Origin of the sequence: Pseudomonas sp. S30, assembly GCF_016518545.1 — a bacterium.
Taxonomy (GTDB): domain Bacteria; phylum Pseudomonadota; class Gammaproteobacteria; order Pseudomonadales; family Pseudomonadaceae; genus Aquipseudomonas.
The window spans coordinates 154,785-174,585 of sequence record NZ_JACVTO010000011.1; the positions used below are offsets into that span (position 1 = coordinate 154,785).

Here is a 19,801-nt window from a genome sequence, read left to right on the forward strand (position 1 = left end):
CGATTGTTCACCCTGCGCTCACGCCTTGAACACTTCCTCGAGCAGATTGTACATCGAGCGGAAAGCACGCTCGGAGGTACGCCGATCGTACTGCATCTTGCCTGGCACATTGGCCGTGGGGTCGGTGAAGGAATGCGCCGCGCCGCCGTAGCTGGTCAATTGCCAGTCCACCTTGGCGGCGTTCATCTCCGCCTCGAACGCCGGCAATTGTTCGGCAGGCACCAGTGGGTCGGCGGCCCCGTGAAGCACCAGCACCGAGCCCTTGATACGCTTGCCGTCTTCAGGATCGGGGGTGTCGAGCGTGCCGTGGAAGGATACGGCGGCTTTGAGATCGGCACCGGCGCGAGCCAGCTCGAGCGCGCAGCAGCCACCGAAGCAGAAGCCGAATGCGCCCGCCTGGCCAGGGGTCAGCAGCGCCTTGGACTGACCGAGCAGTTGCGCCAGGGCCTCCTGCATGCGCTTGCGCAACTCGCCACGGTCATTTTTCAGCGGCATCATGGCCGCCCCGGCCTCCTCGGCATTCGACGGGCGTACACCCTGCCCGTACAGGTCGGCAAGCAAGACCACGTAGCCCTGCTCGGCCACTTCCCTGGCGGTGCGCTCGGCCACTTCGCCGATACCCATCCAGTTCGGTGCCATCACCAGCGCCGGGCGTGCCGCAGCACCGGGCTCGTAGACCAGGCGGCTTTCGTAGCTGCGCCCGGAAAGGTGATAGACCAACGACTCGACGATTACCTTGCTCATCATGCATTCCTCAGGCTGTAGCAAAAGAAAAGCCCGCCGAAGCGGGCTTTGCGGTGCATCACATCAAGCAGACAGTTCCACCAGCAGCTTGTTCAGACGCCGCACGTACGCCGCCGGATCCTTGAGGCTGTCGCCCGCCGCCAGCGCGGCCTGATCGAACAGAATGTGCGACAGCTCGCCGAAGCGGTCTTCGCTCTGCTCGTGATCGAGCTTCTCGATCAGCGGATGGCTGGGATTGAACTCGAAGATAGGCTTGGAATCCGGCACCTTCTGCCCGCTCGCCTCGAGAATCTGGCGCATCTGCAGACCCAGGTCCTGCTCGCCGATGGCCAGGATCGCCGGCGAATCGGTCAGGCGATGGGACACGCGCACTTCGGCAACGCTGTCGCCCAGCGCGGCCTTCAGGCGCTCGACCAGCCCTTCCTTGTCCTTGGCAACCTCTTCCTGAGCCTTCTTGTCCTCTTCGGAGTCCAGGCTACCCAGGTCCAGATCGCCACGGGCGACATCGACGAAGGTCTTGCCGTCGAACTCGCTGAGGTAGCTCATCAGCCACTCATCGATACGGTCGGTGAGCAGCAGCACTTCGATGCCCTTCTTGCGGAAGACCTCCAGGTGCGGGCTGTTCTTGACCTGTGCGTAGGATTCACCGGTGAGGTAGTAAATCTTGTCCTGCCCCTCCTTGGCCCGGCCCAGGTAATCGGCCAGGCTGACGCTCTGCTCGCCGCTCTCGTCCTGGGTGGAGGCGAAGCGCAGCAGACCGGCGATCTTCTCCTTGTTGGCGAAGTCTTCGGCCGGGCCTTCCTTGAGCACCTGGCCGAAGTTCTTCCAGAAGCCCTTGTACTGCTCGGGTTCGTTCTTCGCCAGCTTCTCGAGCATGTCCAGGACTCGCTTGGTCAGGGCCGACTTCATCGAATCGATGATCGGGTCCTTCTGCAGGATTTCCCGGGACACGTTGAGCGACAGGTCGTTGGAGTCGACCACGCCCTTGATGAAGCGCAGGTAAAGCGGCAGGAACGACTCGGCCTGGTCCATGATGAACACGCGCTGCACATAGAGCTTCAGGCCGCGAGGCGCTTCACGCTGGTACAGGTCGAATGGCGCGCGCGCCGGCACGTACAGCAGCGAGCTGTACTCCAGCTTGCCTTCGACCTTGTTGTGGCTCCAGGCCAGAGGGTTTTCGAAGTCGTGGCCGATGTGCTTGTAGAACTCCTGGTACTCCTCGTCCTTGATCTCGGTACGCGGACGGGTCCACAGGGCGCTCGCACGGTTGACGGTCTCCCACTCCTCGGCCGCCGGCTGCTCGCCTTCGGCTGGGGCAGGCTGTTCCTTGGGCAACTCGATCGGCAGGGCGATGTGGTCGGAGTATTTCTTCACCACGTTACGCAGGCGCCAGCCATCGGCGAACTCCTGCTCGTCCTTCTTCAGGTGCAGGACGATGCGGGTACCGCGCTGCGGCTTATCGACGGTGGCTACTTCGAAGTCGCCTTCGCCCTTGGACGACCAGTGCACGCCCTCGGCGGCAGGCAGCCCGGCGCGACGGCTGTAGACATCCACCTGATCGGCGACGATGAACGCGGAATAGAAGCCCACGCCGAATTGACCGATGAGGTGCGAATCCTTTTTCTGGTCGCCCGTGAGGTTCTTCATGAAGTCGGCGGTGCCGGACTTGGCGATGGTCCCCAGGTGAGCGATCACGTCGGCGCGGCTCATGCCGATGCCGTTGTCTTCCAGGGTGACGGTGCCGGCTTCCTTGTCGAAGCTCAGGCGAATCTTCAGATCGGCATCGCCCTCGAGCAATTCGGGGTTGGCCAGGGCTTCGAAACGCAGCTTGTCGGCGGCATCGGAAGCGTTGGAGATCAGTTCGCGCAGGAAGATCTCCTTGTTCGAGTACAGCGAATGGATCATGAGGTGCAGCAACTGCTTCACCTCGGTCTGGAAGCCCAGGGTTTCTTTTTGAGTCTCCACACTCATCGTCTTCAAACTCCGATCTGTTGGTCATTGCACCCGAGGCGTCGAGCCTGGCCGGGCGGATGTTCAACAGATGGGGGCAGGCCCGACTATTTCAAGGGCGCTTGCGGCTCGATCTTCAAGTGAGCCCTGGCCGTGGCCACTGGCGCGCCTGGATCGCCCTGCCAGGCCGTGATCGCCACATTGGTCACCCGTCGACCCTGGCGCTGCACCTGGCAGCGGGCGAATGTGTCGCGATGGCGCGCAGCGCACAAGTAGTCGATGGAGAAGTCGATGACCTCGGGAAGGCTCGGGCTCTGACTGCAGACCAGCACGTGCAGCGTCGCCGACAGTTCCATGAAACCGGCCAGCACGCCACCATGGATGGCCGGCAGCAGCGGGTTGCCGATGTTGTCCGGGTGGGCTGGAAGGCAGAACAGCAGGTCAGCGTCCTGCCGCTGGCATTGCAGGCCGATCAGCTTGGCGTAGGGAATCATGGCCAGTAGCCCGGCGTAATCGCCATGGGCGTGGGCCTCCTGCAGCTGCTGATGAAACGCTTGGACAGTCATGCCTCACCGCCCTGCTCCGCGCTGGCGAAGTTCAGCCCGCCCCGTGCCTGCCCGCCGAGCCGCATGAAGGTCCCGACCACTTGGCAAAGCGTCTCCTGCGCATTGTCCTGATAGGCGAACCCGCGGGTGAAGATGACCTCGGGCGTGATGCGATAGCAGCATGCATGGCCATAAAGAGCCACCCCGGGTTTGGCCGGGCGCAGGTAGTCGATACGCAGGTCGAGGGTCGGGCACACCTCGAACCGTGGCAACGCACACAGCGTGGCCATACCGCAGGCGGTGTCCATCAGCGTGGCCAGCACTCCGCCATGGACCGCACCCGTGTGCGGATCACCCACCAGCAGGTCCGACCATGGCAGCATCAGTGTCATGCCCTCCCCGTCCGCCTGATGCACCTGCATGCCCAAGTGCTGGCAATGGCGGATTGCCGACAGGAATCGGTGGGCCATCTGGGTCAGGGGATCCTGCGGGGTCGCCGATCGGTTCATGCTCGGACCTCTACCGTTGGAACTGCACCTGGAACACGCTGAAAAGTCGAGTCCACACGAAAGTTTATATATCTTCGGCAACCATTGAACTTCTCGCCCACGGCCGAACTCGAAGGTTTCAACTCACTTATTCCACCAAGGAGAAACATCCCATGCGTAAACCTTTTGCTTTTGCTCTGATGCTGGCCGCTGCCATGGGTCTGGCTGCTTGCGACAAGTCGAGCGAAGATAAGGCCCAGGACGCACAGAAACACGCCGAGCAAGCCCAGGAGAAGATGGGCGAAGCTCAGGATAAAGTGAACGACGCCGCCAAGGAAAACGCCGAAGCTGCCAAAGATCAGGCCGAAGCGCAGCAGAAAGCCGTCGAGGAATCGCAGCCGGCCAACCCAGCGCCGACCACCGCGCCTGCAGAACCTGCCAAGCAGTAATTCGCCTGGTATGAAAAAACCCGACCTGGTCGGGTTTTTTTATGCGCGCTAGTTGGAAAAGTGAAACGCTTCAGCCACTGCAAGCCAACTTCCCATCGGCCGCATCCTGCAACTTGCAGTTGCCCGAGCGACACGCTGATGGGTTGTTTCAAACCCACATGAAAAAGCCCTGTACGCGTTTGGAGTACAGGGCTTCAAGGTTACTGAAGGCTTGCGGTTTTCAGCCCTAGGCCAAGTGCATCGACCGTCAGGCCAACGCTTCTTGGGGCTTGCCCAGCAGGCGGTCGAACACCACGGCAGCGCCCAAGGTGACGACAGAGGGCAGCAGCCACGCCAGACCCTGGTCGCTCAGCGGCAGGTGAGCCATGAACTCAGGCAGGACATGCGCGATATCGCTGCCTTTAATGGCATCGACGATGCCGAACACCAGCGAGACCAGCATCACCGGCGCCAGGATGCGGGCCGGCGAATTCCACAGGTCTTTGACGAAGCTCAGGCCTACCACCACGATGCACGGTGGATAGATGGCGGTGAGCACCGGAATCGAGAACATGATCAGCTTGGTCAGGCCCAGGTTCGACACCAGCAAGGAGAACCCGGCCAGGATCACCACCAGTGCGCGGTACGACAACGGCAGCAATTGGCTGAAGTACTCGGCGCAGGCGCATGTCAGGCCCACGGCAGTCACCAGGCACGCCAGGGCGATCAGTACGGCGAGGAAACCACTGCCCAGCGAGCCGAAGGTATGCTGCACATAGGCATGCAGCACGGCTGCGCCGTTGCTGGCTCCAGCCGCGATCTCGTGGCTGCCGGCGCCCAGGCGGAACAGGCTGATGTACACCAGTGCCAGCCCCACACCGGCGATCAGGCCAGCGATGATGGCGTAGCGGGTGATCAATTGCGGCGACTCGACCCCGCGCGAGCGAATAGCATTGACGATGACGATCCCGAAGACCAGTGCGCCGAGGGTGTCCATGGTCAGATAGCCATCGGCGAAGCCTTTGGAAAACGCCGCAGCGGCATATGCCGGCTGCGCCTCGCCCATGCCACCGGCGGGCGCCATGAAGGCCGCGACGCCCAGCACCGCCAGCGCGATGATCTTCAGCGGAGCGAGGAAGCGCCCGACGGTGTCGAGCAGCTTGCCGGGGTACATCGACACGGCGAGCACCACGGCGAAATACACCAGGCTATAGATGAACAGCGCGATCGGGCTCTCGCCGGTCAACGGCGCGACGCCGACCTCGAAGGACACGGTGGCGGTACGCGGCGTGGCGAACAATGGCCCGACCGACAGGTAGCAGACCGCAGCCAGCAGGCCGCCGAAGAACTTGCCGATCGGGCTGCTCAGGGCATCCATGCCGCCACCGACCTTGGCCAGCGCCACGACGGTGATGACCGGCAGGCCGACGGCGGTCACCAGGAAGCCCAGGGCAGCCATCCACACGTGCGGGCCGGATTGCAGGCCCACGATGGGCGGGAAGATGATATTGCCCGCGCCGACGAAAAGCGCGAACGTCATGAAGCCAAGCGCCAGGATGTCCTGGCCTTTTAACACTTTCATTTAAGGAAGTACCACACTGCTGAAATCGGGGTTCGAGAGGGGATTCCCACATGGATGGCGGAAATGCTGCCCGGCGTCATGAGCCAGACCCGTTTAGCGTGTCGTTCCCTTTTGGGGCACGGGCACAAAGTAGGCGCGTAGAGTACAGAATTTGCTCAAGAAACGCACTGTAAGGGTGCCCTGTGTCCGATGTACGTACATGCTTGTCGTCTCTGTGAATGGGAGACGTCCGAATTATGTCGGACTTTAAGAAATTTTCTGTGTGAGAATTCCTATAGCGCCGATGGAAAAGTCTTGGTTGATGATCCTCGCCCAGAAACGACAAAGGCCACCCGAAGGTGGCCTCTGTGCGCGTGGGGGGGGTAAAGCGTGCTGCTTACTTCTTGGCTTCCCAACCCGTCAGCTCGGCCAGGGCCTTGCCGATGTCAGCCAGGGAACGCACGGTCTTCACGCCGGCGTCCTGCAGTGCAGCGAATTTCTCGTCTGCAGTGCCTTTACCGCCGGAGATGATGGCGCCCGCGTGGCCCATGCGCTTGCCCGCCGGAGCGGTCACGCCTGCGATGTAGGACACCACGGGCTTGGTCACGTTGGCCTTGATGTAGGCGGCGGCTTCTTCTTCAGCGGAACCGCCGATCTCGCCGATCATGACGATCGCCTCGGTCTTCGGATCTTCCTGGAACAGCTTCAGGATGTCGATGAAGTTCGAGCCTGGAATCGGGTCGCCGCCGATACCGACGCAGGTCGACTGGCCGAAGCCGGCGTCGGTGGTCTGCTTGACCGCTTCATAGGTCAGGGTGCCGGAGCGCGACACGATACCGACCTTGCCTGGCAGGTGGATGTGACCGGGCATGATGCCGATCTTGCACTCGCCCGGGGTGATGACGCCTGGGCAGTTGGGGCCGATCAGGGTCACGCCCAGCTCGTCGCACTTGACCTTGGCATCCAGCATGTCGAGGGTCGGGATGCCCTCGGTGATGCAGACGATCAGCTTGATGCCGCCGAAGGCCGCTTCCAGGATGGAGTCCTTGCAGAACGGCGCCGGAACGTAGATCACCGAAGCGTCGGCGCCAGTGGCCTCGACCGCTTCCTTGACGGTGTTGAACACCGGCAGGCCCAGGTGGGTGGTGCCACCCTTGCCTGGGGTGACGCCGCCGACCATCTTGGTGCCGTAGGCGATCGCCTGCTCGGAGTGGAAGGTACCCTGCGAGCCGGTGAAGCCCTGGCAGATGACTTTGGTGTCTTTATTGATCAGGACGCTCATTACTTGCCCTCCGCAGCTTTGACAACTTGTTGAGCAGCGTCGGTCAGGCTGGTTGCAGCAATGATGTTCAAACCGCTTTCTGCCAGTACTTTAGCGCCCAGTTCGGCGTTGTTGCCTTCGAGGCGAACGACGACCGGCACTTTCACGCCGACTTCCTTGACTGCACCGATGATGCCTTCGGCAATCATGTCGCAGCGCACGATGCCGCCGAAGATGTTGACCAGAACGGCCGCGACGTTGCTGTCGGACAGAATGATCTTGAACGCTTCGGTCACGCGCTCTTTGGTGGCACCGCCACCGACGTCGAGGAAGTTGGCTGGCTTGCCGCCGTGCAGGTTGACGATGTCCATGGTACCCATGGCCAGACCGGCACCGTTGACCATGCAGCCGATGTTGCCTTCCAGCGCCACGTAGTTCAGCTCGAACTTGGCCGCGTGGGCTTCACGGGCGTCGTCCTGCGACGGATCGTGGAAGGTCTTCAGCTTGGGCTGACGGTACATGGCGTTGGCGTCGATGTTGATCTTGGCATCGAGGCAGTGCAGGTCGCCGTCGGCCTTGATCACCAGCGGGTTGACTTCCAGCAGGGCCAGGTCGTGGTCCTTGAACAGCTTGGCCAGACCGACGAAGATCTTGGCGAATTGCTGCACCTGCTTGCCTTCCAGGCCCAGCTGGAACGCCAGCTCGCGACCCTGGAACGGCTGAGCGCCGACCAGCGGATCGATGGTGGCCTTGAGGATCTTCTCGGGAGTGTCGTGGGCGACTTTCTCGATGTCCACGCCACCTTCGGTGGAGGCCATGAACACGATGCGGCGGCTCGAACGGTCCACTACAGCGCCCAGGTACAGCTCTTTGGCGATGTCAGTGCAGGATTCGACCAGGATCTTGGAAACTGGCTGACCATTGGCATCGGTCTGGTAGGTGACCAGGTTCTTGCCCAGCCACTGTGCAGCGAACGCCTTGGCGTCTTCCCTGCTGCGAACCAGCTTGACGCCACCCGCCTTGCCGCGACCACCGGCGTGAACCTGGGCTTTGACCACCCACTCGGAACCGCCGATCTTGTCGCAGGCTTCTGCGGCTTGTTCAGGGGTATCGACCGCGAAACCCTTGGAAACTGGCAGGCCGTACTCAGCGAACAGCTGTTTGCCCTGATACTCGTGAAGATTCATGCTTTATACCGTCTTCGTTAGGTACTGCGCTTCGGCGCTGCGCTGTTTCCAGCGCCGCGCCACCTGTGACCGTTAACCCCGGATGATCCGGTAGCCCGGTCCGGCGGACGTTCCGCGGTGGATCTTGCACGCAAGACCCACGACGGGCAGCCCGCCGTGGTTTTTATAATTAACGCTTCTTACGGTTGGCCACGTGAATGGCGCCGCCATTCACCGCCAGCGCGGCTTCATGCAGCGCTTCGGACAGCGTCGGGTGGCTGAACACCATCATGCCCAGGTCCTCGGCGCTGGTGCCGAATTCCATGGCGATGGCGCCCTGCTGGACCAGCTCGGCAGCCGATGGGCCGATGACGTGAACGCCCAGTACGCGATCGCTCTTGGCATCGGCGATGACCTTGACGAAACCACCGGTGTCGTTGGCCGCCATCGCACGGCCGCTGGCCGCGAACGGGAAGGTGCCCACGTTAACCTCAACGCCTTCGGCTTTCAATGCCTGCTCGGTCTTGCCGACCCAGGCGATTTCCGGGTGGGTGTAGATCACCGAAGGAATGAGGTCGTAGTTCATCTGGGCCTTGTGGCCCTTGATGCGCTCGACCACCATGATGCCCTCTTCCGAAGCCTTGTGCGCCAGCATCAGGCCACGCACCACGTCGCCGATGGCGTACACGCCCGGAACGCTGGTAGCGCAGTGGTCATCGACATAGATGTAGCCACGTTCGTCGCTGGTGACGCCGCAGTCCGCCGACAGCAGGTCGGTGGTCACCGGGCGGCGACCGACCGCCACGATCAGGCGATCGAAGGTGATCTTCTGCTCGCCCTCGGCATTGGTGTAGGAGACTTCGACTTCATCGCCATTGACGCTGGAGCCGGTGACTCGTGCACCCAACTTGATGTCCAGGCCCTGCTTGGTCAGGACTTTCTGCGCTTCCTTGGAAACGGCGCTGTCGGCAGCCATCAGGAAGGTGTCCAGGGCTTCCAGCACGGTCACTTCGGCGCCCAGGCGGGCCCAGACCGAACCCAGCTCCAGACCGATGACGCCTGCACCGATCACGCCCAGGCGCTTGGGTACGGACTGGAACTCCAGCGCGCCGGTGGAATCGACGATGACATTGCGGTCTACCGGAGCCGAAGGGATGTCGATGGGGCGCGAGCCGGAAGCCAGGATCACGTTTTCGGCTTCGATGACTTCGGTGGAGCCGTCAGCCTTGCTGACCTCGACCTTCTTGCCCGCCAGCAGCTTGCCGTGCCCCTGGATAGAGGTCACGCCATTGGCCTTGAACAGGGTGGCCACGCCACCGGTCAGGTTCTTGACGATGCCAGCCTTGCGGCCAATCATCGCAGCGACGTCCATTTTCACTTCGCCGGTGGAGATACCGTGGACGTTGAAGCTTTCCTTGGCTTCCTTGTACTTCCAGGAGCTGTCCAGCAGCGCCTTGGAAGGAATGCAGCCCACGTTCAGGCAGGTGCCGCCCAGAGCCAGCTTGCCCTCGGCGTCGGTGTACTCTTCGATACAGGCAGTCTTCAGACCGAGTTGAGCGGCCTTGATGGCAGCTACATAGCCACCAGGGCCTGCGCCAATTACCACTACGTCGAATTTCTGGGTCATAAAAGATTCCTTATCAGCAACTAGCTACAAGCCAAAAGCTGCAAGCCTACAGACTTCTTCTCGAAGCGTGCAGCTTGCAAGCTCTTGGCTGCTCGATTAGATGTCCAGCAGCAGGCGGGACGGATCTTCCAGCAGGTTCTTGATAGTGACGAGGAAGGTCACCGCTTCCTTACCGTCGATCAGGCGGTGGTCATAGGACAGCGCCAGGTACATCATCGGACGGATGACCACTTGGCCATTGATCGCCATCGGACGCTGGATGATGTTGTGCATGCCCAGGATCGCGGCCTGTGGCGGGTTGACGATCGGCGTGGACATCATCGAGCCGAAGGTACCACCGTTGGTGATGGTGAAGGTGCCACCGGTCATCTCTTCGATGGACAGCTTGCCGTCACGGGCCTTCTTGCCGAAGGTGGCGATGCCGTTCTCGATCTCGGCCAGCGACATCGACTCGGCATTGCGCAGCACCGGCACCACCAGACCACGGTCGCTGGAGACGGCCACGCCGACGTCCGCGTAACCATGGTAGACGATGTCGTTGCCGTCGATCGAGGCATTGACCGCCGGGAAACGCTTGAGCGCTTCGGTGGCCGCCTTGACGAAGAACGACATGAAGCCCAGGCGTACGCCGTTGTGGGTCTTCTCGAACAGGTCCTTGTACTTCGAGCGCAGCGCCATGACTTCGGTCATGTCGACTTCGTTGAAGGTGGTGAGCATGGCCATGTTCGACTGTGCTTCGACCAGACGCTCGGCGATCTTGGCGCGCAGGCGGGTCATCGGCACACGCTTCTCGGTGCGATCGCCGGCGGCGGTGACGACCGCAGCAGCGGCAGCGGCGGCAGGCTTGGCAGCCGGTGCGGCAGCCGGCGCCGACTTCTTGTTGGCCACGGCAGCAACCACATCTTCCTTGGTGATGCGGCCACCCTTGCCCGTGCCGCTCACAGTGGCCAGGTCCAGGCCGCTCTCTTCGGCCAGCTTGCGCGCAGCCGGGGCTGCGATCGGATCGTCTTCACCGGCATCGGTGCTGGCGGCAGCAGGGGCTGCGCTCGGTGCAGCGGCGGCGGCGGCAGGTGCGGCAGCAGCAGCGGCACCGCCCTCGACGATCGAACCCAGCACTTCATCGGACAGGACCGTTTCGCCCTCGCCCTTGACGATGTCGCCCAGTACGCCATCGGCGGTAGCCAGCACTTCCAGCACCACCTTGTCGGTCTCGATGTCGACGATCAGTTCGTCACGCTTGACGGCCTCGCCCGGTTGCTTGTGCCAGGTGGCGACGGTGCCGTCGGCGACCGATTCCGGGAAGGTTGGGGCTTTGATCTCGATAGCCATTATCAGTGTTTCCTTAAATTCGGTTTCAGGTGCGCGAAGGCGTTAGACAGTGAACGCGTCTTGCAGCAGTTTTTCCTGCTGCTCGGCGCTCTTGGACGCGTAGCCGCAAGCAGGCGCGGCGGAAGCGTCGCGACCGGCGTACTCCAGGACCAGTGCCTTGTCGTGGCGACCCAGGATACGGCGCATGTGGTGCTGGCTGCTGTACCAGGCGCCCTGGTTCATCGGCTCTTCCTGACACCAGACCGCATGCTTGAGCTGGGTGTACTGGGCCAGGATCTCGACCAGATCGTCCTCGGGGAACGGATACAGCTGCTCGATGCGCAGGATCGCGATGTCCTCGCGGCCTTCGGCGCGGCGTTTTTCCAGCAGGTCGTAGTAGACCTTGCCGCTGCACAGCACCAGGCGCTCGACCTTGGCCGGATCGATCGCGTCGATTTCTGGGATCACGGTCTGGAACGAGCCTTCGGCCAGGTCTTCCAGGGTCGATACCGCCAGCTTGTGGCGCAACAGCGACTTGGGCGTCAGCACGATCAGCGGCTTGCGCAGCGGACGGATGACCTGGCGACGCAGCAGGTGGTAGATCTGCGCCGGAGTGGTCGGTACGCAGACCTGGATGTTCTGCTCCGCGCACAGCTGCAGGTAGCGCTCCAGGCGTGCCGAGGAGTGCTCAGGCCCCTGCCCTTCATAACCGTGGGGCAGCAGCATGGTCAGGCCGCACAGACGACCCCACTTGTGCTCGCCGCTGGTGATGAACTGGTCGATCACCACTTGCGCGCCGTTGGCGAAGTCACCGAACTGGGCTTCCCAGATCACCAGCGCGTTCGGCGTGGTGGTGGAGTAGCCGTATTCGAACGCCAGCACGGCTTCTTCGGAAAGGAAGGAGTCGTACAGCTCGAAACGCGGCTGGCCCGGATACAGATGCTGCAGCGGAATGTAGGTACCGGCGTCCTTCTGGTTGTGCAGCACCGCGTGACGGTGCGAGAAGGTGCCGCGACCGATGTCCTGGCCGGTCATGCGGATCGGGTGACCCTCGAACTGCAAGGTGGCGTAGGCCATGGTCTCGGCGTAGCCCCAGTTGATCGGCAAGCCACCGGCCTGCATCTTCTGGCGGTCTTCGTAGATCTTGGCGACCTGACGCTGGACCACGAAGCCTTCCGGCAGCTCGAGCAGCTTGGCCGACAGTTCCTGAAGGGTCTTGAGGTCGAAACGGGTGTCGTGACGCGCGGTCCAGGCATGGCCCAGGTAGGGGCGCCAGTCCACGAACAGTTCGCGGTTCGGCTCCTTGACCAGGCTCTTGACCACATGCAGGCCGTTGTCCAGCGCACCGCGGTACTCGTCGATCTTGGACTGGGCGCGCTCGGCATCGATGCGCCCGGCCTGGATCAGCGCCTCGGCGTACAGCTCGCGGGTGGTGCGTTGCTTGCTGATCTGCTGGTACATCAGCGGCTGGGTGCCGTTGGGTTCGTCGGCCTCGTTGTGGCCGCGACGGCGGTAGCAGACCAGGTCGATGACCACGTCACGCTTGAACTGCATGCGGTAGTCGATGGCCAGCTGGGTGACGAACAGCACGGCTTCCGGGTCGTCGCCGTTCACGTGCAGGATCGGCGCCTGGATCATCTTCGCCACGTCCGTGGCGTACTCGGTCGAGCGCGCGTCCAGCGGGTTGCTGATGGTGAAGCCGACCTGGTTGTTGATCACGATGTGCACGGTGCCGCCGGTCTTGAAACCGCGGGTCTGCGACATCTGGAAAGTTTCCATGACCACGCCCTGGCCCGCGAAGGCCGCGTCGCCGTGGATGGAGATCGGCAGGACCTTGTCACCGATGCTGTCGTTGCGACGGTCCTGGCGAGCGCGAACCGAACCCTCGACCACCGGCGAAACGATCTCCAGGTGGGACGGGTTGAACGCCATGGCCAGGTGGACTTCGCCGCCGGTGGTCATGACGTTGCTGGAGAAGCCCTGGTGATACTTCACGTCACCGGAGCCCAGCTCGTTCATCTTCTTGCCTTCGAACTCGTCGAACAGCTCGCGCGGGTTCTTGCCGAAGGTGTTGACCAGCACGTTCAGACGGCCCCGGTGGGCCATGCCGATCACCACTTCCTTGGTGCCGTAGGAGCCGGAACGCTGGATCATTTCGTCCAGCATCGGAATCAGGCTCTCGCCGCCCTCCAGGCCGAAGCGCTTGGTGCCCGGGTACTTGGTGCCCAGGTACTTCTCCAGGCCCTCGCCAGCGGTGACGCGCTCGAGCAGGTGGGTCTGCACGTCGACGGAGAAATCGGGACGGCCGCGCACGCTTTCCAGGCGCTGCTGGAACCAGCTGCGCTGCTCGGAATCGACGATGTGGGTGAATTCCGAGCCGATGGTGCGACAATATGTCTTCTGCAAGACGTCGACGATTTCACGTAGGCTCGCTTCCTCTTTGCCGATGTACAGGTCGCCGGCACGGAAGGTCGTATCAAGGTCGGCATTGGTCAAGCCGTAGTGATTGATCGACAGGTCTACGGGCGCGGGGCGCTGCCACAACCCCAACGGGTCGAGCTTGGCAGCCTGATGGCCGCGCATACGATAGGCCTGGATCAGTCGCAGCACTTCAACCTGCTTCTTCTCGTGTTCGCTGCTCACGCTGCCGGCAGATACCGGTTGGGCGCGGCGCTGGTTCTTCGCCAGCAGTACGAAATGATCGCGGATCGTCGAGTGCGAGACGTCGGTAGCGGTGCTGCCGTCGGCGGGCAACTTCTGGAAGTAGGTGCGCCACTCTTCTGGCACAGCGTTAGGGTCGTGCAGGTAGAGCTCGTAGAGCTCTTCCACATATGCAGCGTTACCACCTGAAAGGTGGGCGCTTTCCCACATGCGCTGCATCACGCTTTCTTGCATGCTTGGTCACCCTCGTTAGGGGACGGATCGGCAAGAACCACGCAAACCTGGAAAAGTCCGAACACAGCGACCAACCACGCCACCTGGATCCTGCAGATTTTCCGGGTACCAGCCCGGAAGCCCCTGCTGGTCTCATCTTCAAAGGTATGAGCGCGGGCGTTGTGGGCCCTTGCTCGGGTTTTACCTCGGCGCGGGCTCACCACCCGCGCGTCGGCTTACTGCTGGTGCAACGATTGAATCAGGTGCCGCTTTGCAGCAGCATGTTACGCACGTGACCGATCGCCTTGGTCGGGTTCAGGCCCTTGGGGCAGACGTTCACGCAGTTCATGATCCCGCGGCAGCGGAATACGCTGAACGGATCGTCCAGCGACGCCAGACGCTCCTGGGTCTTGGTGTCACGGCTGTCGGCCAGGAAGCGATAGGCCTGCAGCAAGGCGGCGGGACCGAGGAACTTGTCCGGGTTCCACCAGAACGATGGGCAGGAGGTCGAGCAGCAGGCGCACAGGATGCACTCGTACAGACCGTCCAGCTTTTCGCGGTCTTCCGGCGACTGCAGACGCTCGATGGCCGGCGCCGGGGTGTCGTTCTGCAGGAACGGCTTCACCTTCTCGTATTGCTTGTAGAAGATGCTCATGTCCACCACCAGGTCACGGATCACCGGCAGGCCAGGCAGTGGACGCAGGACCAGCTTATTGCCCTTGACCACGCCCGACAGTGGGGTGATGCAGGCCAGGCCGTTCTTGCCGTTCATGTTCATGCCATCGGAACCGCAGACCCCTTCGCGGCAGGAGCGACGGTACGAGAAGCCCTCGTCCTTCTCCTTGATCAGGGCCAGCACGTCCAGCACCATCAGGTCCTTGCCACCGGTATCGACGTCGAACGACTCCATCTTGGGCGCCGAGTCGGTGTCCGGGTTGTAACGGTAAACTTCGACTTTCAACATAGTGGCCACCTCAGTAAGTCCGGACTTTTGGTTCGAAGGCAGGAACGGTCTTCGGCGCAAAGTTGACACCACGCTTGGCTACGCGCTTCTCACCCGGGTAGTACAGGGTGTGGCACAGCCAGTTCTCGTCGTCACGGTCTTCGAAGTCTTCACGGGCATGGGCACCGCGGGATTCTTTGCGGGCCTCGGCCGCGATGGCGGTCGCCTCGGCGACTTCCAGCAGGTTCTGCAGCTCCAGCGCTTCGATACGCGCGGTGTTGAAGGCCTGGGACTTGTCGTTGATCTTGACGTTGGCGATCCGATCACGCAGGCCCGCCAGCTGCTCGATACCCTTCTGCATGTATTCGCCGGTACGGAATACACCGAAGTAGTTCTGCATGCAGCTCTGCAGCTCGCGCTTGAGGCTGGCGACGTCTTCGCCGGTGCTGCGCTCGTTGAGCTTGTTCAGGCGGTTCAGTGCCACGTCGACATCGGTGTCGCTCGCATCGCGGTACTCGACGCCGTCGCTCAAGGCCTTTTCCAGGTGCAGGCCGGCCGCGCGACCGAACACCACCAGGTCCAGCAGCGAGTTGCCACCCAGGCGGTTGGCGCCATGGACCGACACGCACGCCACTTCACCCACGGCGAACAGACCCGGGATGATGTGATCCTGGCCGTCGGCGTCCATGGTGATGGCCTGGCCATGAATGTTGGTGGCAACGCCGCCCATCATGTAGTGGCAGGTTGGAACGACCGGCACCGGCGCGACCACGGGGTCGACGTGGGCGAAGGTCTTGGACAGCTCGCAGATGCCGGGCAGACGGCTGTGCAGGACTTCCTCGCCCAGGTGGTCGAGCTTGAGCAGCACGTGGTCCTTGTTCGGACCGACACCGTTGCCGGCGATGATTTCCTTGACCATGGAACGGGCGACCACGTCGCGGCCAGCCAGGTCTTTGGCGTTCGGCGCGTAACGCTCCATGAAACGCTCGCCCTGGGCGTTGATCAGGTAGCCACCCTCACCACGGCAACCTTCGGTGACCAGTACGCCCGCGCCGGCGATGCCGGTCGGGTGGAACTGCCACATCTCGATGTCCTGCACCGGCACGCCGGCACGCAGGGCCATGCCGATACCGTCGCCGGTATTGATCAAGGCGTTGGTGGTGGAGGCGTAGATACGGCCAGCACCGCCAGTGGCCAGTACGGTGGCCTTGGACTTGATGTACATGGTCTCGCCGGTTTCGATGCAGATCGCGATCACACCGACGAACGCGCCATCCTGGTTCTTCACCAGATCGACCGCGTAGTACTCGTTGAGGAAGGTGGTGCCGGCCTTCAGGTTACCCTGGTAGAGGGTGTGCAGCAGTGCGTGACCGGTACGGTCGGAAGCTGCGCAGGTGCGAGCGGCCTGGCCGCCCTTGCCGAAGTCCTTGGACTGGCCACCGAACGGACGCTGGTAGATACGACCGGTTTCGGTGCGCGAGAACGGCAGACCCATGTGGTCCAGCTCGAAGACCGCAGCCGGGCCTTCCTGGCACATGTATTCGATCGCGTCCTGGTCACCGATGTAGTCCGACCCCTTGACGGTGTCGTACATGTGCCAGCGCCAGTCGTCGTTCGGGTCGGCCGAGGCGATGGCACAGGTGATGCCGCCCTGGGCGGAAACGGTGTGCGAACGGGTCGGGAACACCTTGGTGACCACGGCGGTCTTGTGGCCGCCCTGAGCGAGCTGCAGCGCCGCGCGCATGCCCGCACCGCCGCCACCGATGATGATGGCGTCGAAGGAAATGGTTGGAATGTTAGCCATGGATCAGATACCCCAGAGAATCTGCACACCCCAGACGAAGTAGGCGAACATCGCAACGCCGCATACCGCCTGGAACAGGAAACGAATCGCAGTCGCCGACTTGCCGAAAGACATCGGCGTCAGGTAGTCGGTGGCAATGGTCCACATGCCGACCCAGGCATGAGCGCCCAGAGCGACAAGCGCCAGCAGACTGAAGATCCGCATCGCGTTGTTGGAGAACAGAGCGTGCCACTGGGCATATTCGATGCCCGGGTGCACGGCCAGGTAGCCGATCAGGAAGATGAAATAAGCCGCGAGAACGACCGCAGAAACGCGCTGCGCCATCCAGTCATAGAGGCCCGAACGCGACAGGTTCGTGACATTGGTTACCATACCCAAACTCCCGCCAGAACGATCAGCACCACGGAGATGACGATCACGATTTTCGAGCCCAGCTTGCCGCCTTCCAGCGTTTCGCCGACCCCCATGTCCATGATCAGGTGACGAACACCTGCGACGAGGTGATACAGCAGGCCGGACAGCAGGCCCCAGGTCACCAGCTTGGCCAGCGGACTGGTCAGACACGCCTTCACCTCGGCGAAGCCTTCCTCGGAACCCAGCGACTTGCTCAGTGCGTACAGCATGATGGCAAGGCCGAGGAACAGGATGACACCGGAAACACGGTGAAGAATGGACGTGTAGGCTGTGATCGGGAGTTTGATGGTCCTTAGGTCTAGGTTTACAGGTCGTTGGCTTTTCACGGCTTTTTTCACACTGAAGAGCCCCTAGGGAACAGGGCAAAGTTGTTGGTAAGTGTACTGGTCAGGTACCCACCACCGGAGAGAACACGACACCCAGCAGGGCGGGCTGGAAAGCCCCTGGGAGTCGGCTGCCGAGTATAGACAGTTAGGCTGCTTATGACAACGTGAGGGGCTAGACCGAATAGCGCATTGCCTTTAGTGAGCAAAAGGCGTAAACGGCCGGCAATTTCGAGAAAATCAGGGGCTTGGAGCGGGTTTCAACCAGCCTTTAGGCAAATTGACATCTGAATTTATCCCTCTATAGTGGTGCGGGCCCTGCGTGGGGGGTCTGACTGATGATTTCAAGCATTAATAGGAGGCCACATGGCTGACAAAAAAGCGCAGTTGATCATCGAGGGCGCAGCCCCCGTAGAGCTGCCCATTTTAACCGGCACCGTTGGTCCAGATGTCATCGACGTCCGCGGGTTGGGGACATCCGGTCACTTCACCTTCGACCCGGGCTTCATGGCCACCGCCTCGTGCGAATCCAAGATCACCTACATCGACGGCGACAAGGGCGTACTGCTGCACCGCGGCTACCCCATCGAACAGCTCGCCGAGCAGTCGGACTACCTGGAAACCTGCTACCTGCTGCTCAACGGCGAACTGCCGAACGCCGAGCAGAAGGCCCAGTTCGTCAGCAACGTGAAGAACCACACCATGGTTCACGAGCAGTTGAAGACCTTCTTCAACGGCTTCCGCCGCGACGCCCACCCCATGGCCGTGATGTGCGGCGTGGTCGGCGCGCTCTCGGCCTTCTACCACGACTCGCTGGACATCAATAATCCCCAGCACCGCGAGATCTCGGCCGTGCGCCTGGTGGCCAAGATGCCGACCCTGGCGGCGATGGTCTACAAGTACTCCATGGGCCAGCCCATGATGTACCCGCGCAACGACCTGTCGTACGCGGAGAACTTCCTGCACATGATGTTCAACACCCCGTGCGAGATCAAACCGATCAGCCCGGTGCTGGCCAAGGCGATGGACCGCATCTTCATCCTCCACGCCGACCACGAGCAGAACGCCTCCACCTCCACAGTGCGCCTGGCCGGCTCCTCGGGCGCCAACCCGTTCGCCTGTATCGCCGCCGGCATCGCCGCCCTGTGGGGTCCCGCCCACGGCGGCGCGAACGAAGCGGTCCTGACCATGCTCGATGAAATCGGCGATGTCTCGAACATCGACACCTTCATCGCCAAGGCCAAGGACAAGAACGATCCGTTCAAGCTCATGGGCTTCGGTCATCGCGTCTACAAGAACCGCGACCCGCGCGCCACCGTGATGAAGCAGACCTGCGACGAAGTGCTGCGCGAGCTGGGCATCAAGGACGATCCGCAACTGGAACTGGCGATGCGCCTGGAAGAGATCGCCCTGACCGATCCGTACTTCATCGAGCGCTCACTGTACCCGAACGTCGACTTCTACTCGGGGATCATCCTCAAGGCGATCGGCATTCCAACCAGCATGTTCACCGTGATCTTCGCCCTGGCCCGTACCGTAGGCTGGATCTCGCACTGGAAGGAAATGCTCTCCGGCCCGTACAAGATCGGCCGTCCGCGCCAGCTGTACACCGGCGAGCCGCAGCGTGACCTGACCGCGCTGAAAGATCGCAAGTAAAGGATCGCTGCGCGTCGAACCTTAAGCCCCGGCAACCTGCCGTAATGCTGTTCACTTAAGCGGAGCAGCCTTACGATCCACCGGATACCGGGTTTTGGATATCTTCACCGTCCTTGGCCGCCCTGGCCTTGGACGGTGATCCAGAAACATCCCCGCGACACCTCCCCGCAACTCAGCCAACCTTCTACCCGTAGCCGATACCGGATTGGCCGCGGCCATGACGATCAACTGCACGGCGATGTACTGGCAGGCCGGCTTGAAACGTATGTCAGAAGGCGTTCGGCCAAAGGCTACAGCGGCTTGGCTAGCCTCCCGACGGATGATGTTGTAGGCCAGCAAGAGCCCCCAGACCTCCTGATAAATCAGCTCGACTTTCTTACTTCGCAGCGTCACGGCATTCTGTTGCATGGAGCTTTTGATGTCCCGGAAGCCCAGCTCGATCTCCCAGCGCTCCAGGTACAACTCGGCCACCGCGTCCGCGCTGTAGCGGTCGGCAGGCAATGAAGTGAGTAGCGATCTGACGTGCCCCTGGCTTTCATAACTGACTTCACGCACTTCCCAGTGCGTGGGTAAGTTCGGGTTTCGTTTGCGAGCCTGAGGGGAAACCTTCATGCGCACACGCCGGTCATGCTCGCCATAACGCTCGACTTCTTCCATAACCAGATTCTTGCGAGCGGGCGTCAACCAGTGACGATTCTTACCGCTTTGA

The 19,801-nt window shown here is 62.0% G+C and carries 17 protein-coding genes; 2 read left to right on the forward strand and 15 right to left on the reverse strand.

Annotation, left to right across the window (positions count from 1 at the left end; genetic code table 11):
• Positions 1–18: 18 nt before the first annotated feature.
• The 4 genes from IAE34_RS14405 to IAE34_RS14420 all read right to left on the reverse strand — a co-directional run bounded on the left by IAE34_RS14405 (position 19) and on the right by IAE34_RS14420 (position 3,748).
• Positions 19–744, reverse strand: a complete 726-nt coding sequence (locus IAE34_RS14405) for a dienelactone hydrolase family protein (RefSeq protein ID WP_200139635.1) — start codon at positions 742–744, stop codon at positions 19–21.
• A gap of 63 nt (positions 745–807) precedes the next feature.
• Complete coding sequence (gene htpG, locus IAE34_RS14410) at positions 808–2,715, reverse strand: molecular chaperone HtpG (RefSeq protein WP_200139636.1); 1,908 nt, start codon at positions 2,713–2,715, stop codon at positions 808–810.
• 86 nt (positions 2,716–2,801) lie between these two features.
• Entirely contained in the window at positions 2,802–3,260 is a 459-nt protein-coding gene (locus IAE34_RS14415) for a PaaI family thioesterase (RefSeq protein WP_200139637.1), read from the reverse strand.
• A complete protein-coding gene (locus IAE34_RS14420; protein WP_233631148.1) occupies positions 3,257–3,748 on the reverse strand; it encodes a PaaI family thioesterase in 492 nt (163 codons plus the stop codon). The genes IAE34_RS14415 and IAE34_RS14420 overlap by 4 nt, the downstream gene beginning before the upstream one ends.
• Positions 3,749–3,900: 152 nt before the next feature.
• Here IAE34_RS14420 and IAE34_RS14425 point away from each other — a divergent pair, with 152 nt between their 5' ends.
• Positions 3,901–4,176: a hypothetical protein gene (locus tag IAE34_RS14425; protein ID WP_200139638.1), complete on the forward strand. Its 276-nt coding sequence runs from the start codon at positions 3,901–3,903 to the stop codon at positions 4,174–4,176.
• A gap of 247 nt (positions 4,177–4,423) precedes the next feature.
• Here the strand turns inward: IAE34_RS14425 and brnQ are convergent, their stop codons facing one another.
• From brnQ to sdhC, 10 genes are all read right to left on the reverse strand, one after another.
• Positions 4,424–5,737, reverse strand: a complete 1,314-nt coding sequence (gene brnQ / locus IAE34_RS14430) for a branched-chain amino acid transport system II carrier protein (protein WP_200139639.1) — start codon at positions 5,735–5,737, stop codon at positions 4,424–4,426.
• 376 nt (positions 5,738–6,113) lie between these two features.
• The gene (gene sucD, locus IAE34_RS14435; RefSeq protein ID WP_016393102.1) at positions 6,114–6,998 is read right to left on the reverse strand and encodes a succinate--CoA ligase subunit alpha; all 885 of its coding nucleotides are present in this window, start codon (positions 6,996–6,998) and stop codon (positions 6,114–6,116) included.
• Positions 6,998–8,164 (reverse strand): ADP-forming succinate--CoA ligase subunit beta, encoded by a 1,167-nt coding sequence (gene sucC, locus IAE34_RS14440; RefSeq protein ID WP_200139640.1) that lies wholly within the window; start codon positions 8,162–8,164, stop codon positions 6,998–7,000. Before sucC ends, sucD begins: the two co-directional genes overlap by 1 nt.
• Positions 8,165–8,333: 169 nt before the next feature.
• Positions 8,334–9,770 carry a dihydrolipoyl dehydrogenase gene (gene lpdA / locus IAE34_RS14445; RefSeq protein WP_200139641.1) on the reverse strand — a complete coding sequence of 479 codons (1,437 nt, stop codon included), beginning with the start codon at positions 9,768–9,770 and terminating at the stop codon, positions 8,334–8,336.
• A gap of 96 nt (positions 9,771–9,866) precedes the next feature.
• On the reverse strand, positions 9,867–11,099 hold the full coding sequence (odhB, locus tag IAE34_RS14450; protein WP_200139642.1) for a 2-oxoglutarate dehydrogenase complex dihydrolipoyllysine-residue succinyltransferase: 1,233 nt from the start codon (positions 11,097–11,099) through the stop codon (positions 9,867–9,869).
• A 42-nt stretch (positions 11,100–11,141) separates the two neighbouring features.
• Positions 11,142–13,973, reverse strand: a complete 2,832-nt coding sequence (locus IAE34_RS14455; RefSeq protein ID WP_200139643.1) for a 2-oxoglutarate dehydrogenase E1 component — start codon at positions 13,971–13,973, stop codon at positions 11,142–11,144.
• Positions 13,974–14,211: 238 nt separating this feature from the next.
• On the reverse strand, positions 14,212–14,916 hold the full coding sequence (locus IAE34_RS14460; protein ID WP_060478582.1) for a succinate dehydrogenase iron-sulfur subunit: 705 nt from the start codon (positions 14,914–14,916) through the stop codon (positions 14,212–14,214).
• A gap of 10 nt (positions 14,917–14,926) precedes the next feature.
• A complete protein-coding gene (gene sdhA, locus IAE34_RS14465; protein ID WP_200139644.1) occupies positions 14,927–16,699 on the reverse strand; it encodes a succinate dehydrogenase flavoprotein subunit in 1,773 nt (590 codons plus the stop codon).
• A 3-nt stretch (positions 16,700–16,702) separates the two neighbouring features.
• Positions 16,703–17,071 (reverse strand): succinate dehydrogenase, hydrophobic membrane anchor protein, encoded by a 369-nt coding sequence (sdhD, locus tag IAE34_RS14470; RefSeq protein ID WP_200139645.1) that lies wholly within the window; start codon positions 17,069–17,071, stop codon positions 16,703–16,705.
• On the reverse strand, positions 17,065–17,451 hold the full coding sequence (sdhC, locus tag IAE34_RS14475; protein WP_200139646.1) for a succinate dehydrogenase, cytochrome b556 subunit: 387 nt from the start codon (positions 17,449–17,451) through the stop codon (positions 17,065–17,067). The genes sdhD and sdhC overlap by 7 nt, the downstream gene beginning before the upstream one ends.
• A gap of 351 nt (positions 17,452–17,802) precedes the next feature.
• Between sdhC and gltA the strand changes: the two genes are divergently transcribed.
• Positions 17,803–19,092: a citrate synthase gene (gene gltA / locus IAE34_RS14480; RefSeq protein WP_200139647.1), complete on the forward strand. Its 1,290-nt coding sequence runs from the start codon at positions 17,803–17,805 to the stop codon at positions 19,090–19,092.
• Between the two features lie 51 nt (positions 19,093–19,143).
• Here gltA and IAE34_RS14485 read toward each other — a convergent pair.
• The coding region (locus tag IAE34_RS14485; RefSeq protein ID WP_200139648.1) for an IS4 family transposase at positions 19,144–19,801 on the reverse strand (658 nt) is incomplete at its 5' end.